Source organism: Hydrogenophaga sp. (assembly GCF_022844385.1).
In the GTDB taxonomy this organism is placed as follows: domain Bacteria; phylum Pseudomonadota; class Gammaproteobacteria; order Burkholderiales; family Burkholderiaceae_C; genus Hydrogenophaga.
This window is the reverse complement of sequence record NZ_JALHLX010000093.1, coordinates 1-13,880: the sequence shown is the minus strand read 5'-3', so window position 1 is coordinate 13,880 and position 13,880 is coordinate 1. Positions and strand designations below refer to the sequence as shown.

Below are 13,880 nucleotides of genomic sequence, written 5' to 3'. Positions count from 1 at the left end.
CGGGAGCGCCCAGCCAGGGCTCCCATCGTTCCCACACACGTGTCATCAGTTCCAAGCTCTGCTCGTAGTGAGCAGCGTCCCAGCCCTGAATTACCGGTACCGGTGGTTTGAGCATGTTGGCGATCGTTCTGGCCGAGCAGGTTTTCACCAACTCGTTCTGCCAAGCATAGAGGGTCTGCAGAGCGCCTTCCAGCAACGTGGCCGTGGCCTTGATGCGGAACTGGATTTCGTCTTCGCTTCCCGCCAGTTCGGGCTCGACGCAGAGGTCCGGTTGCGACCACCAGGATGAGCCGCAAGAGGTGGCGAATTCCACGTACTGCGACATCGACCACGGGAAGATGCCGGCCATGCCAGTTTGCTTGCCCTTCTTCTTGAACAGGAGCATCGCCACGTACCCGGCTGAGTCCATGGCGAAGTCGAGCTCGCTGAGGTCGGTGTACTCGGGGAAGCTGAATTCCTGTTTGGTCTGAGACCAGAAGGCGTTGGCCGAGACCATCGCAGCGTAATCTTTGGAAAATGCGTTGAAGGCGAGCTTGCCGCCCCGGTGGGGGATGCCCACGCGCATGACCATCTCATCGCTGAGGTGGGCGTTGATCTGCCCGATGGGCAAACCCATAAATGAGCCGTTCATATGTCGTTCCTGAAAGTGAGTTCAGGACCGCACACCCCACGGGCGCGAAGTCCCGAGGGCTGAAGGTGAAAAGTGACTTTGCAGTCGTTGATGGGTGCAATGCGCCCGCAGGGTGCCCGGTGGCGGCGGCGGACAGCACCAGAGGTCACGCAGGGTGACTTCAGTGGTTCCGAGGATAGGGGGGCTTCATGGACCTGTCAGGCCATCTGGGTCAGTTTCAACTGCGCCCAAGCCAGGATTGGACAGGCGCAGGGCCTGGAGATATGCTGTATATAAACACAGAGTTGAATAACTCTGGTTCGCCGCATCTATCAGTGTGGCGTGAGCGAGATGCAGGTTGCTACACATGTCGTCTCATTGTTCAATCGTTCCACAACCCATCTCAGGAGCTTCCATGTTTTTCATTGACTATGCCCGTTTTGAAGGCAACACCACCCAAGCTTGTTCCCAAGCCATCGCTTTGCTCCAGCATGACGATTTCAAGTTCGCGGTTTTCTCAACATCGCCGGACAGCGCCGATGGCACGGAGAAGCCTGCAGACGGCCCCGAGACCAACTGGCCCTACTTTTCGGCCGCCATTCGCGTTGGTGACAACGTCCAAATCTTCGACTCGACGTTGCTCAGCGCCGCGCGCTACCCTCGCGGCAGCGAAGTCCGTGACATTCTGGATGCTGCAGTTCAGACGGGCAGCGTCTACTTCACGCAAGGGGTTGCGGGCTTCACCGCCGGTTTGAGTCCGGAGGCTGCCGCCCGGCGTTTCGCCGGCGTGCCCCTCACTGCGCTGACGAAGGAGACCCGTTCGGATTTCTGGCTGAAGGTGTCGCGCGGTATTCCCGAGTACGAGTTCTTCAAGCAGGCAACCATTTAACGCTTACCAACAGGTCGGGAAAGTTTCCCCGGGGAAATTAGCCAGTGCAGCCGGCTTGATCGCTGAGGCTTCGCCAGTCCTGCCGTGCTCAGTCAACAGACAAAAAAAGGCCCTTATGCAGTTCGCAAACTGCATAAGGGCCTTTTTCATGTCCACACAGGGCGCACCAGTGGTGGTGCACCCTGCATTGTTGTGAGCCTCAGGCGACCTGCAGCTCTTCGTTGTGCTCGCGCACCGTTTTGTAGGCGTTGACCAAGCGGTAGCCCTTCAGGAAGGCCACGTGGCTTTCTGCTTCTTCACGCGTTTTTGCCGTGGCCACGATGCCTTCGCCGACACGCTGGACCACGAACCGATAACCGTCAGGGCAATCCCGCTCTTCGACGTGCAGCTCGGGCATGACGTAGTTCTTGTGGCGGTACACCTCGTAGCCGCTGCTCACGTTGATGATGCGCACAATGGAACGGGTCATGATCGAGCCGCCAAAGCCGCTTGAGACGATGTTGCGTTCTTCGTCGAGCAAAGGCTCCAGCACCAGAGGCACTTTCATCATGCCGCTGCTGCGACCGATGAAGCCGATCACATCGTTTTGCTCGGCCCAGTCGCGGCCAGTTTCTGGATCGCCGTAGAACAGGCGAAGCACAGTGCCTTGGGCGTGGTAGTCCGTATAGCTGGCCCGCGCGGCTTCGAGAACCGAGCGCACTTTCGGGGCTGTGCCATCGGGGTACCAGGTCATTTTGGAAACCGGGCTTTTGCCGTACTGGCCCACGAGTGACAGGTACTGCTGGTAGCAGTCGATGGTGCCGCGCTTGGTCTCGCTCGGGCCCTGCACTCTGAGTGCACGTGCAAGCTGGGTGGCCGTCTCGAAGCAGTGGTCAAAGCCCATGCAGGTGACGCCATCACCGTGGTTGATGACGAACAGGCGCTGTTTGGCGTTGATGCTCACGCCGGAGGGGACGGGGCTGATGTCAAGTTGGGAAGTGGTCATGTTCTCTCTCCAAAGGAGGGTGAGGAACGCCCACATCCCGAACCGGGAGTGAAGACGTCCCGGTGGGGTGAATGTCGGCAGGGGCCGACGCAAAGGTCATGGTGACCAGAGTGCCCCTGAAGGGTAGAAGCGCCTGACAATGCCGTCAAACCGATCCGGCCAGTCCCCTTCGCGGGCGGGTTGTCCACACCTGCACAGCATTCCGACGCTTCAGCGGTGTGCAGGCCCCTTTGGCAAATTGGTCGTTATCTTGACCACGCGTCCTTTATTGGTCACTATAATGACCAAATGACCAACGCCCCTATGTCCGCTGTGCTCGAGCGACAGCTGCTGCTTCAGCTGGGTGACCGGCTTCGGCAGCTGCGCAAGTCCCAGGGGATCGGCACGATCGATATGGCGGCGCGGGTAGGCATTGCCCGCAACACGCTCAGAGCCATCGAAAACGGCGATCCAGCGCCCTCCATGGGCTCCTACCTCCGAGTCATGTCGGCTCTGGGGGTGGTCGGAGAACTTGCACTTCTGGCTGGCGACAGCATGACCCCAGCTCCGCAAGGAACGGCAGGCGCAAGGTCCCGGCGCGAGAAGCCAAGCATTCAGGTGACTGTCACGGCGGACACCTCTCGCCATGAGATTCAGGATTTGCAGAGCTTGGCCCTTCACCAGGCGGCCGTTGATCTTGTCAAAGTGGACCCAGCGCAGCTGGCAAGGGCGCAGGCAACCCTCGCTCGATGGCTGGGGTCTGGGCCTTCTCGATCAACCAGTCTTTGGACCGAATGGGAGGAAGTCCTCAGCAAACGGCAGTGGCGCAAGATCCTTGGCCGCAGCCGGCGCGCGCAGGAGCTTCGCCAGAGTTCACCGTTGGTCACCCTCTTGCCCGAGGACACACGCAAGAGCGTCCTTTCACAGATCGGGGCGCTCAAAAAGGGCGTGGTGATCAGAGATGCAGTGGAAGAGGACGTGCGATGAACCGTGAAGACCTGGAGCACATCATTCGGGCCAGCAGCGACGTGACGAATGAGTACGAGTTCATCATCATTGGAAGCCAGTCGATCCTCGGCCCGATCCCCTACCCCGAAGATGTGTTCAAGGCGTCGGCCGAGGCCGACATCTATCCGTACCAGGCGCCGCAGAAGGCCGACGAGATTGACGGTGCCATCGGTGAGGGATCACAGTTTCACGAGACCAACGGCTACTACGCGCAAGGCGTAGCACCAGAGACAGCGGTCCTTCCGCGGGACTGGATCACGCGGGTTCACCGCGTCCAAAACAGCAATACAAACGACCGCGTCGGGTACTGCTTGGACGTGGTCGATCTGTTCCTGTCGAAGGCTGTTGCGGGGCGCGACAAGGACCGCGAGTTCTGTACCGCACTCATCGAGTTCGGGCACGTGGATCCAAAGAGAGCCATCGACATGGTTGCGCAAATGCCGATAGATCAAGAAGCGCAGCGACGTCTGCGTGCAACCATTCGTAGGTGGGCTGGCAGTGCGATCTGAGTAGATCGCCCACCCAGGGTTGCTCGGCCACTGCGGGGACTCCTAGCCTCGTGCGCGTGGCTTCAGTGTCTTGGGCGCCGTTTTACGGGCTGTGGCCACCCTGCCTTGGGCATCGAGCGTGAACTGCACGCCATGAGGTTGCCCGTCCTGCGGCAACTGCCCGGCGGCCTGGTCGGCTTCGGCCATTGTTTCGTACAGGCGGATCGGCGCTCCATCGAAGAGCTTGCCGTCGTGCAACCACTGCCCTGACTCCAGCTGGTACTCCATCGAGCCTCCACCGTAGAACCTTGCGACACCCCAGTTTTTCGCCATCGAATCCCCTCGTTTTTGTTCCCTTAAACGCTTGGACCGGTTCGTCTAGTTGCGCAGGGTGGCTTCAGTAATGGTCCTAGTCGCGGGCAGGCTCAGAACGCGCTGGCGTGCTCAAATTGATCACCCCGAGCATGAGCACGATGAAGCCCCCTACCATAGACACGAGCCCAACGGCGGCGCCGAAGGTTGCTCGCACTTGGTTATCGGCTGTAGCGGACCACGCGGCCAGACCAATTGCCTCCAACGCAAGGAAGGAGGCAAGCACCGCAGCGCGTTTAGTTGTGGTGTTCATGTTGTGATCTGTGCGAGTTTGGCAACGAGACGGAAGAAATATTAAACCGTACCAGTTTTTGTAGAGCGAAAGCTGGTCGGCTTCTGGTCGAGCGATGCGACGATCGCAGCGGCCGTCTTGGGCCCGATTCCCTTGCACAGCACGAGCTCAGCGGCGGACGCGGTAAACACCGCGCGGGCGCTTCCAAAGTGAGCGATGAGTTTTCTGGCCACCTCGGGTCCCACGCCTGGAAGTCCACAAACGAGGTATTGGGCCAGTGCTCCGTCGGGGTTGTCCCTGGGCTTGGCCACACGCGTTGCGACCTCGTAGCCCAGTCCGTTGACCTGGTGGTGGTGCAGACGCGCCAGCAGGCGCGCGGTGCCCATCTGGTTGGGTGCGGTGAAGATCGAGAGCCCCCAAAAGACCGAGAGCGCGGAGAGCGCGCCAGGCAGCGAGTCGGGGTGCATGTCGTTGGGCAAATCCTGAATGTTTCCTTCTATCAGCAACGCCGGTCGCTCGGATGCCAGAGCGATGGCTTCGGCCTGGGCGAAGAGGCGCGCGTCGAGGATGGAGTTGGCCAAGTCGGCGATGCTCTTGCGCTCGATCAAGAAGGCCCCCACGCGGTAGTCTCCCGCAGGCATCTCCTGCATGATGAATTCCACACCGAGGTCGCGCAGGTGCGCCGGGATGCGGCTGTTGGTCTCGCGCGAATCGACGACGATGGGATGGGCGTTCTCGGTGGCGGGGGTGAGGTTCATGCGGCCGTGTTCGTGGATGAAAGGCAAGGTTTGCTGGCGCTGCCTTTTGGACTACAGGCTGCGGTTCTTGCTGTTGTCCTCAGCCTCTTTGAGCCGGCGAGCGAACTCCTCCATGCCGATGGGATTGGTCTGTCCACCCTCGGTGTAATCCTCCAGCACTTCGGCCAGAGAGTGCTCATTCACGTTGAGAGCCACTGAAAGCGCGTGCAGGGCGGCCCAAAAGCCAGCAGCAGCTATCCCGCCGACCACCACCCCTATGGCGGACGAGTCTTGGGCTTCTTCGGCACCCTTCCAGTCCATCACTTGGTTGAGCATGCGCAGCCCATCCCGGCTGGCAGGCAGGTAGCTGGTGTAGTTGGCGCGTTCGAAGTGCGCGTGCACCTCGTTCTCCAGACACACTTCTTCGGAATTTTCGTTCCACTTCTGCAACTCGGCTTCGAACATGGTCAGGTCTGCGGTCGCGCCGGCGCCGGCGTGTGCTGCAGAGTTGGATGGGGATGCTTTGGTTTCGGTGTTCATGTCCGCCACGATACAACGTCCGCTCTCCCTTGCAACTGCTGCAACGTCATGTTCTGCGCCTCTTGGAGGACTGGCCAGCTATGGGAGCCCCAGAAAGCAGAAAAGCCCTCCGCTTGTGGCGAAGGGCTGGTCTGTGTTTTCTAGGTGCACCGGTGAGGGCGCACGCCTGTTTGGTCAGGCTTCCTCGGGCTGCAGCTCCAGCTCGGTCTCGTAGACCGTGCCATCGTGCAGCGCGATCTTGACCAGGTAGCCGCGATCGGTGAGCTTGGCCAGTGCCTGGTTGAGCTCAAACGCCAAGGGATTCAGGCGGTCGATCTCCACCGTGCCCTCCGGCAGCACGCTGTAGGCATCCTTGGTCAGCGCCAGAACCGCAGGGTGCTCGATGCTCAGGGCAGCGAACAGCGGAGCGTTCCAGTTGCCCTGTACGTCTTTCACCGGATGCCCGGTGTCGAAACGCATGGTGCGAGCCTCTCCCTTCATGAGGTAGAGCGACTCGAAGAAAGCTGTGGTGCCGTCCTCGCCGTAGCCCATGGCGCTGGGCATGCGAGAGTTGCCGTGGAACGTGGCCATGCCCTTGAGTTCGGCCATGAACTGTTCCCGGTTGTCGCATTTGACATGACTCACATCCTGCTCGCAGTAGGTGATGGTCTGCATCAGGTCTTCGTTGAAAAACGTGCCGTAGTACCACGCATCTTGCGGCGTGCTGTAGCGCTTCCAGCCCGCGTTTGCGCGCAGGATGGGGTTGAGCGATGCTGTCGAACCGTTCTCGATGAACGACCGTTCGATCACTGCGCCGCTGGCCGTGCGCTCGGGTGGCGCCACCTTGCGGTGTTGCTCGAGCATGGCGATCGTGGCGCGCATGCGCTCGATCTGCACGGGGTTGAAGGCCAGTTGTTGCCCAGACCACCAGTACATGGTGCCCAGGGTTTCGGAGATGGCCTTTTCCGTCTCGGTCACATTGAGTTTGTCGATGTGACGCAGGCGTGCGTGGTAGCTGATGCTGTCGGCATAGACGCCTGACAGTTCGCGCGGCACGCCATCGGTGTTGACCTCGTAGGCGGCGCAGAACAGGTGCCCCAGTGGTGCGCCGTGGATCACGGCAACCGTCTCGTCGCGCCCAAAGAGCAGGAACCCGCTCTCGCGGGCGAACTGCAGGCGCTGTGCCATTGCTTGGCTGCTGAGAGGCGTGTAGTTGCGCACCTCCTGAAAGTACAGGGGCAACTGCACGAGTTCCATCACCTCGGTACCGACATGGCCCGCCAGGTGGGGCGAGCGGATCAGAACCAGTGTGGCGTTCTCGGGGCCGTTGATGCCGGCGAAATCCGGCTGAGCGTCGAACTTGCTGTGCAGGAGGTCCTGCAGGTTGCGCATGTTCTGGGCGTTGAAGGCCGGGTCTTCTTGAACCTGGACCATCTGGTGCAGGCGTGACTCGAAGTAGGCGGGGATGAAGGCTCTGGTTGTCATGGGTATTGCCTTTAAAAGGACAAAGCCCGGACAAGCCTTCCCCCTGATCGGGAAAATGCTTGCCCGGGCTCAGGGGTGGTGTTGAATGCTATGCACGCCCAGACCGTGAGGTCTGAACGGGCATGCCGGATTCGCGGTGGTGCGAAATCAGGTTGTGATTCTCAGGGTGGACGCGGAGGTGGGCAAGCGAATCGGGCCACTGTTAGCGCGGGGTCCGAACCTCGCATCCACACCAGTTCGTGATGGCTTTGGTTCAACAACCAGAGTCAAACCCGCGGGCCTTAGATGGCAGATCGCCTTTCCTGGCTGCCATCAATGCGATGACAACGGGCTCCACCCCGAGCACTTCGTCAAATGGGCGATGTCACCGCAGGAAAACTGATGAGATCGAGTGGAACCGTGATGTCATGATGCTGCTTCATGAGATCAACAAAGCTTCGCCAGTCTTCAGGGCACGCGGGCTCGTGGGTGCAACTCAGGCACTGCTCCTCTCCCGACATTTGTGCTGTCATCGTGCGATGCACATCGACCCCGAATCTCTTGGAGAACCGACCCACCGTGCTCCCGTCTAGCGCGTGGATCCAGACGGTCCCACCGTCCTCAGACACCTGGATCTGATCTTCTGCCTCAACCTCCAACAAGGCGGTCGATGTGCTGGTAATCACTTTTCAAGCGATGGGCTGGGAGACTCGCGCGTGACCCACATTGCCACGCTCGAAACTACGCCAGTGATGACCGGCGAAATCACTATGAGCATCGCCCACCAGGGCCAATTGAAAAACGGCTCCGAGATCCAACTCGTATCGAAATCCGTCAAGTACCAGCGCTGGAAGAAAACAAGGACGCAGGCGGATAGAGCAACTGTAATGGCGATGCGAAGGTAGTTCATGGGACTCGTTTGCAAGAGATTCTGATTGAAGAGATGCTATCCGATTGATGCCGAAAGTCAGCAACCTGGACGCGGCTCAGAAGGGCGACTCGACGATCTCTTCATCGCCGCGCACCCGGACCCACGCGCTGTCTGGTTCACCATCGTCATCGGAAGCACCACGACCTTCTGTTGACGTGTTTTCTGCGGTTGGCTGATCGCCAGTGTCGGTTGGCTTGTCCGCGTCTTCAATCGCCACCATGTTGTCCGCCGTTTCTGTGCCAGTGGCCACCGATGGCGTGACGCTTTGCGGCTCACCCGCCTGCTCCTGGGCGCCCTCGCCCTCACCCTCAGTTCCTCTTCGTTGCCCAGCTGGGGTTTGTGCCCCCTTGGCCGTGGCATCTTCCTTGTCTTTCGCGCGCTGCAGGGCACGCTGGCGCTTGTCCTCGATCTGTGCGATCAGGTCTTCGAGCTTCTTGCGCAGGCCGCCTTCCAACGAGGCGAACGCCGGGTCGGCCTTGATTTCCTGCGCCACGCCATACAGCGCGGTGCCCGAGCGCTCGATGATCTTCTCGCCGGGGTCCTGCATGAACTTGGAGGTCACGCGGGTCTTGCCCCGGGCCTCCGCCGCCTGCAGCCCTTCGGTGATCTTCTCGGCTGCCTTCTCGCCGTGCTTGGCCATGGCCTGCAGCGCGGCGGTCGCGGAGATCTTGTTGTCCTGGACCAGCTCGCGCACCTGCACCGGGGCCTCGATCAGCGCCAGGAGGTCGCGCACGTAGGTGGTGGTGAAGCCGCAGCGCGCCGAAATGCGTTTCTCGTCCCAACCGTAGAGCTTCAGGCGCTTGACCAGCGCCGCCTTCTCCAGTGCCTCAAGAGGCTTGCTCGTGGCGCTGCGCACCACCACCACCGAGAGTTCTGCGATGTCGTGCTGCTGTGTGTTGACCACGACCGGCAGCCGGTCAAGGTCGGCGCCCTCGGCCACGGCCTTGTCGAACCCTTGAAGGCGGCAGTGCCCATCGGAGATGTAGATGATCGATTCGTCGCCCTCGCGGGCCACGTAGCCCGAGAGTGGGTGTTCGAGCTTGAAGCCCTCGCTGAGCATGCTGTCGGCAAGGCTTGCGATGTGGGCTTGCAGTGCTGCGTTCTGAATGCGCACATTGAATCCCTCGATCACGCGGATGTGACGGCGCGGCACCATCCACAGTGGGCTGGGGGTCGCGCCGGAGTCGGCCATAGCTTTTTCAATGGAGCCCGCAACCAGCGTCACGCCGGGCATCTGCGACAAGGCCAGTGCCTGCTTTTGTTCCTCGCTCATGCCCTCGGTGGGGTCAGTTGCTGCAGGCGCGGCGCTCAGTTCGGTTTCGCCGACGGTGTTGGTTGTGGTGGTGGCGGTGTTGGTTTTCTTGTTGGTCATTGTGGTGGTCTCAGGGTGGTTCGGGGCTGGCTTGGGCTGCTCAGGCGTGGGACGGCGAGTTTCCGGCGCATGTGGCGCCATAGGGGGCCACGTGGGGCCGCGGGCAAGCGCGCGCGATCATCGAGCGCACAAGGGGCAGCAGTTCGTCGCGCGCTGCGTCCTGCACGTCGCGTTTGCGCTTGATCCAGCCCCAGGTAAGGCTGGCAGCGCAGGTGAGTCCCATGCAGATGGCCAATGGAAGTGCGGCGGGCGGATGCAGGGCGGCTGCCAGCCCAGTCAGCATGACGCCCAGCAAGCCGGTCAAGAGGCCAGCGCCCGTGTACCCGATGGCCACGCGGCTGTGCTCGACCGTTGCGCCATGCTGCAGTGTTGCGATGGCGCTTTCTCGGTCAAAGCCCACCAGTCCGTTGCTCGCGTTCACCGCGCACAGGACCAACGTGGAGCCGTCTCGGTGCAGGCTGTAGATGAGACTCAGAAAATCCCCCATCTTCGGCTGTGTTCCCAGGGCATCGGTCTGCAGGTGCACGCGCGGGCCGTAGCCCCGATCGATCACGACACCGTTGGACTCGTTGAAGCTGTAGACGTCACCTGCGATCAAGTGCAGTTCGACCACCGCGCCGTAGCTGGTGGTGATGGTTTTGACCTGGGTGTGCTCAGAAGCCATCGAATTCCTCCATCGCCTCGAACGCGGCGGCCGGCATGGTCTTGAAGGTGATCGTGTAGCTCGCCGCCTCGTCATACTCCAGCCCCGCGCGCGTCATCCAGTTCGCGGGAATGGTGAGCGTCATGCCTTGGGACTCGACGCGAGCGACTTGCACCGTCAGGGGCTCCATGGGGCCGGGCGATGCGACATCGGCGGGCTGGGGCTTTTCCGCGCGCGGCGCTGGCTTGTCCGCAACGGAGGCCTGAGGGGTCACCGGAGAGATGGGTTTGCGCAGCGACCACAGGAACATGCAAAGGTTGGCCACGTCCAGCGGGTCGCCGCGCTCGATCAGATCGCGAAGCATCCTGCTGAGGTCTTCCCCCGAGCACTCGCGCCAGCCGCTGCGGCCCTTGGCACGGGTGGCTTGAAGCTTCACGGCCATGGCGTGGGCGAAACTGCGCACCGCGGCGTCGTCGTTCATCGCTTCGAGGTCATCGGGGCCGGACGCCGTGCTGACCCGCAGGTTGGTGTCTTGCCCCGGTTTGAGTTCGTCATCCAGACTGCCGAGGTCGACGGCACCCTCTTCCGGGTAGTCCGTGCACCAGGCGCGCAGCCCGCCCTCGTGGTCGGCCAGGGTCACATGGGCCTCCTCGCCGCCAAAGAAGTCCACAAGCTCCTGGGCTTGCCGGTGGTTCATGGTGATGGTCATGTTTTCAATCGATGGGTTTTCAGGACACGCGGTTGGCGCTTTGCAGCGTTCCGCCCAATACAAGCTACCGAACAAGCGCGGACATTCAAGCCCCCAAAAGCAACTTTTCTCGACTCAAGCGATGGGTTCGGCCCACATTGCGTTTCTCAAAACAAGTCGCTCCGCGGGCCGCTTTGTTGCTGTCTGTATTGGATTTCAGGGTGTCGGTTTTTGTCTGGCCATCTGGGTCGGTTGATGCAGCCATTCGCCCTACACCCCGCATCAAAAGTTGGTTTTTTGTGCAGCCGCTGGGCACAGCCGGTTACGCCGTCGCGCGTGCAGTGCGACAAATCTCACGCGTGCCATCGCCCTGCGGCCCCTGATGACCCTTGGTGCGGGCCGATCGCGCTCACTCGGGCTGGTTTTGGGCGCTATCGACAGGTTTTGCCCCTGTTGGCCGAGGCGCATCGCTGCATGCGCCCTCGAAAATTCCTTTGCTGCTTCATTCGCTGCTGCGAACGCGCACGCGTACATCAATCTGGAGGTTTTCTTGGACCAGCATCAACGACCGCTATTTCTGCAGATCGACTCGCAAAAGGAACGCCTGCGCATTGAAGATGGCCAGGGCCGTACTGACTCACGGGTAGGAGCTACCAGCTGCTGCGTTGTGGATGGCGCGCTGAATATCTCCACATACGGAAGCCTGAACGAGGTGATTGCCGCCGGTGCCTGGAGGCGCTACTGGAAGGAGACGATCACCACCCACATTTGCCCATCCTCCACCGGAGGTGCGCAGTGAAAGCCCCGTTCTCCACCCTCTCCCCTGCGATGCGCAACGGGATGTACGCCGGGGCCGGCGTGTTTTTGCTGTGCATGACGGCCTTGACGCTGCCTCAGCAGGACTTCTTCTACCTGCTCGGTCACCTGTCCTTCGCCATCACCTTTCTGGCCTATGCCCAAAGCAACCTGATTCGCCTTCGTCTGATCGCTGTGGCCAGCTTGGTCGTGGGCCTGGTCTACAACACCTATGTGCACATGAACATGGCCGAGGGTCAGAACCTCTGGCCGGTGCTGCTCTGGATGGGCGTTTTCCTGGTTCAGAACGTGATCAACAGCGTGCGCGAGGTCAACCGCTCGTTGGAAATCACGATCCCGGCCCATGAACGACTCATCCAGGCCAGCGCCTTCCCGCGCATGCATTCCCGGGATTGGGCGGCTTTGAGCGAATCTGCCACCAAGAAGACCTTCCCCAAAGGCCACGTGCTGTTGGCCACCGGCGCAGCCACCGACAGTCTGCAAATGCTGGTGTTCGGTACCGCGCGCGAGCAGCGCAAGGACCAGTTGCCTCTGCGGCGGCGCATGGGCGCGCTGTGGGGCGAACTCACCTGGGTGCTGGGTGAAGAGATGTTCAACGCCTCGCCGTGTGATGTGGTGGTCACTGCAGACGTTGCCGAGGTCTGGGAGTGGCCATACACGACTCTCGATGCGCTGTGCAAAGGCAACGACCGGCTGGCCATTGCCCTGAAGGACGGCTTCGTGCGCTCCGCAAGTTTCAAGCACGGTCTGCTCGCTGATCGATGCGATGACCGCGCTCCCCTTGTCGAGGCAGCGAGGGCAGCGCAGACCCACGAGCCTTCAACGCGCGCGAGCGGGTTTCCCGACACCAATGTCCCGCTTGCGCAGTCGATTGTTTGAAGCGGCCCTTTGACGGCCCGCATGCATCCGATGAACCCTGAAACCACAGCATCCAAGAGCACCCTATGAGCACCACCGACATCCAACCACCAGACAGCGAAACGCTCACCCGCACCGGCGCCCACAACCATCAGGAGAAGGACTCCACCGCTGTGTTGCACAACATCCTTGGCCTACTGGTCGACGACAGCCGCCGCCGCGAAAAGTCCTTGCGCCGCGACGTGTGGTTTCGTCGCGTGTCCATTGGTCTCCTGGTGGGCGCAAGCTTGGTGGGCTACTACAGCTTCTTCAAGGGTCTGGTGGGTCCAGGTGCTGGCAAGACCGACGGCCCCACCATGGCTGTTGTCGACGTGCGCGGCGCGATCATGCCGGACAGCGCGCTCGCATCTGGCGAGGTTGTTGGAGCGGCCATTACCAAGGCGGCCAAGGATCCCAACGTGAAGCGCATCGTGCTGTATGTTGAGTCGCCGGGCGGTGCGCCGGTCGAGGCCGAGCGCATCATGCAGGCGGTGGACAACGCCCGCGCCACCTACAAGAAGCCCATCACGGCCGTGATCGGCAACCTCGGTGCCTCAGCTGGCTACATGGTCGCGCTGTCGGCCGATGAGATCGTGAGCGGGCGCTACTCGTTGGTGGGCTCCATCGGTGCGGTCATCCAGTCCTGGCAGTTGACTGGTCTGCTGGACAAGCTGGACGTGCGCGCCAAGAGCTTTGCATCTGGCGAGCTCAAGACCCTGCTGAACCCCTACGAGCCCCCCAGCGCCAAAGCTGCTGCCAAAGCGCAAGAACTGGTCGACACGCTGGGCGGTCAGTTCGCGCAACTGGTCAAGGACCGCCGCGGCGACAAACTCAAGCGTGACATCGGCACCTACACCAGCGGAGAGGTCTGGAACGGGGAGCAGGCGCTGGCACTGGGGCTGGTCGACGCCACCGGCACGCTGGAGAGCGTTGCTGCCGCTCACCCCGATCTGAAGGTGGTGGACTTCAGCCCCCGCGAGCGCAAGGGCCTGGTGGGGCAGCTGACTGGTGCTGTGTCCTCGGGCATCGCACAAGGCCTCTCCGGCGTGGTGCAGAACCACTCTGCCCTCAGCGTTCAATAGTTCGAGGCAACGTAGGGGCTCCCGGGCGCCGCGTGAAGAAGAAAGGCCCGCAAATGCGGGCCTTTTTGCTGGGGGCCTGTGGTCAGGGCTTGTCCGGGAAGCATTGAAGCGGGTATTCGAAATCCGCATCGAGCACGCGAGCGCACATGCGCGGGAGCATCCGGCCGA

The 13,880-nt window shown here is 61.4% G+C and carries 17 protein-coding genes and 1 pseudogene; 7 read left to right on the top strand and 11 right to left on the bottom strand.

Annotated features, from left to right (window positions below; genetic code table 11):
* Positions 1–631, bottom strand: a pseudogene (locus Q0C59_RS14300) (hypothetical protein); the annotation flags it as partial.
* A gap of 394 nt (positions 632–1,025) precedes the next feature.
* On the opposite strand from Q0C59_RS14300, the gene Q0C59_RS14295 reads away from it, so the two are divergent.
* Positions 1,026–1,499: a hypothetical protein gene (locus Q0C59_RS14295; RefSeq protein ID WP_291216567.1), complete on the top strand. Its 474-nt coding sequence runs from the start codon at positions 1,026–1,028 to the stop codon at positions 1,497–1,499.
* Between the two features lie 199 nt (positions 1,500–1,698).
* Here the strand turns inward: Q0C59_RS14295 and Q0C59_RS14290 are convergent, their stop codons facing one another.
* Entirely contained in the window at positions 1,699–2,484 is a 786-nt protein-coding gene (locus Q0C59_RS14290) for a hypothetical protein (protein ID WP_291216565.1), read from the bottom strand.
* Positions 2,485–2,772: 288 nt separating this feature from the next.
* Between Q0C59_RS14290 and Q0C59_RS14285 the strand changes: the two genes are divergently transcribed.
* Together Q0C59_RS14285 and Q0C59_RS14280 are read left to right on the top strand one after the other, a co-directional pair.
* Positions 2,773–3,450 carry a helix-turn-helix transcriptional regulator gene (locus tag Q0C59_RS14285; protein ID WP_291216564.1) on the top strand — a complete coding sequence of 226 codons (678 nt, stop codon included), beginning with the start codon at positions 2,773–2,775 and terminating at the stop codon, positions 3,448–3,450.
* Positions 3,447–3,980: a DUF6036 family nucleotidyltransferase gene (locus Q0C59_RS14280; RefSeq protein ID WP_159609000.1), complete on the top strand. Its 534-nt coding sequence runs from the start codon at positions 3,447–3,449 to the stop codon at positions 3,978–3,980. Before Q0C59_RS14285 ends, Q0C59_RS14280 begins: the two co-directional genes overlap by 4 nt.
* Positions 3,981–4,022: 42 nt before the next feature.
* Here Q0C59_RS14280 and Q0C59_RS14275 read toward each other — a convergent pair whose 3' ends face one another.
* From Q0C59_RS14275 to Q0C59_RS14235, 9 genes are all read right to left on the bottom strand, one after another.
* A complete protein-coding gene (locus tag Q0C59_RS14275; RefSeq protein WP_291216562.1) occupies positions 4,023–4,247 on the bottom strand; it encodes a hypothetical protein in 225 nt (74 codons plus the stop codon).
* Positions 4,248–4,368: 121 nt separating this feature from the next.
* Positions 4,369–4,584, bottom strand: coding sequence for a hypothetical protein (locus tag Q0C59_RS14270; protein ID WP_291216560.1), 216 nt, complete (start codon positions 4,582–4,584; stop codon positions 4,369–4,371).
* Positions 4,585–4,625: 41 nt separating this feature from the next.
* Positions 4,626–5,321 carry an ERCC4 domain-containing protein gene (locus Q0C59_RS14265; RefSeq protein ID WP_291216559.1) on the bottom strand — a complete coding sequence of 232 codons (696 nt, stop codon included), beginning with the start codon at positions 5,319–5,321 and terminating at the stop codon, positions 4,626–4,628.
* A gap of 51 nt (positions 5,322–5,372) precedes the next feature.
* Positions 5,373–5,840 (bottom strand): hypothetical protein, encoded by a 468-nt coding sequence (locus Q0C59_RS14260; protein WP_291216558.1) that lies wholly within the window; start codon positions 5,838–5,840, stop codon positions 5,373–5,375.
* A 174-nt stretch (positions 5,841–6,014) separates the two neighbouring features.
* The gene (locus tag Q0C59_RS14255) at positions 6,015–7,304 is read right to left on the bottom strand and encodes a hypothetical protein (RefSeq protein WP_291216557.1); all 1,290 of its coding nucleotides are present in this window, start codon (positions 7,302–7,304) and stop codon (positions 6,015–6,017) included.
* A 661-nt stretch (positions 7,305–7,965) separates the two neighbouring features.
* Complete coding sequence (locus tag Q0C59_RS14250) at positions 7,966–8,193, bottom strand: hypothetical protein (RefSeq protein ID WP_159608994.1); 228 nt, start codon at positions 8,191–8,193, stop codon at positions 7,966–7,968.
* Between the two features lie 76 nt (positions 8,194–8,269).
* Positions 8,270–9,586, bottom strand: a complete 1,317-nt coding sequence (locus tag Q0C59_RS14245) for a hypothetical protein (RefSeq protein WP_159608993.1) — start codon at positions 9,584–9,586, stop codon at positions 8,270–8,272.
* 40 nt (positions 9,587–9,626) lie between these two features.
* A complete protein-coding gene (locus Q0C59_RS14240) occupies positions 9,627–10,250 on the bottom strand; it encodes a hypothetical protein (protein WP_159608992.1) in 624 nt (207 codons plus the stop codon).
* Entirely contained in the window at positions 10,240–10,938 is a 699-nt protein-coding gene (locus Q0C59_RS14235; RefSeq protein ID WP_201450093.1) for a hypothetical protein, read from the bottom strand. The genes Q0C59_RS14240 and Q0C59_RS14235 overlap by 11 nt, the downstream gene beginning before the upstream one ends.
* Between Q0C59_RS14235 and Q0C59_RS14230 the strand changes: the two genes are divergently transcribed.
* The 4 genes from Q0C59_RS14230 to Q0C59_RS14215 all read left to right on the top strand — a co-directional run bounded on the left by Q0C59_RS14230 (position 10,937) and on the right by Q0C59_RS14215 (position 13,712).
* Positions 10,937–11,173 carry a hypothetical protein gene (locus Q0C59_RS14230; RefSeq protein ID WP_159608991.1) on the top strand — a complete coding sequence of 79 codons (237 nt, stop codon included), beginning with the start codon at positions 10,937–10,939 and terminating at the stop codon, positions 11,171–11,173. The two genes, Q0C59_RS14235 and Q0C59_RS14230, sit on opposite strands and share 2 nt — an antisense overlap.
* A gap of 294 nt (positions 11,174–11,467) precedes the next feature.
* Positions 11,468–11,716 carry a hypothetical protein gene (locus Q0C59_RS14225; RefSeq protein ID WP_159608990.1) on the top strand — a complete coding sequence of 83 codons (249 nt, stop codon included), beginning with the start codon at positions 11,468–11,470 and terminating at the stop codon, positions 11,714–11,716.
* A complete protein-coding gene (locus tag Q0C59_RS14220; protein WP_159608989.1) occupies positions 11,713–12,612 on the top strand; it encodes a hypothetical protein in 900 nt (299 codons plus the stop codon). Before Q0C59_RS14225 ends, Q0C59_RS14220 begins: the two co-directional genes overlap by 4 nt.
* Before the next feature lie 65 nt (positions 12,613–12,677).
* Positions 12,678–13,712 carry a S49 family peptidase gene (locus Q0C59_RS14215; protein WP_159608988.1) on the top strand — a complete coding sequence of 345 codons (1,035 nt, stop codon included), beginning with the start codon at positions 12,678–12,680 and terminating at the stop codon, positions 13,710–13,712.
* The last annotated feature ends 168 nt before the right edge of the window (positions 13,713–13,880 follow it).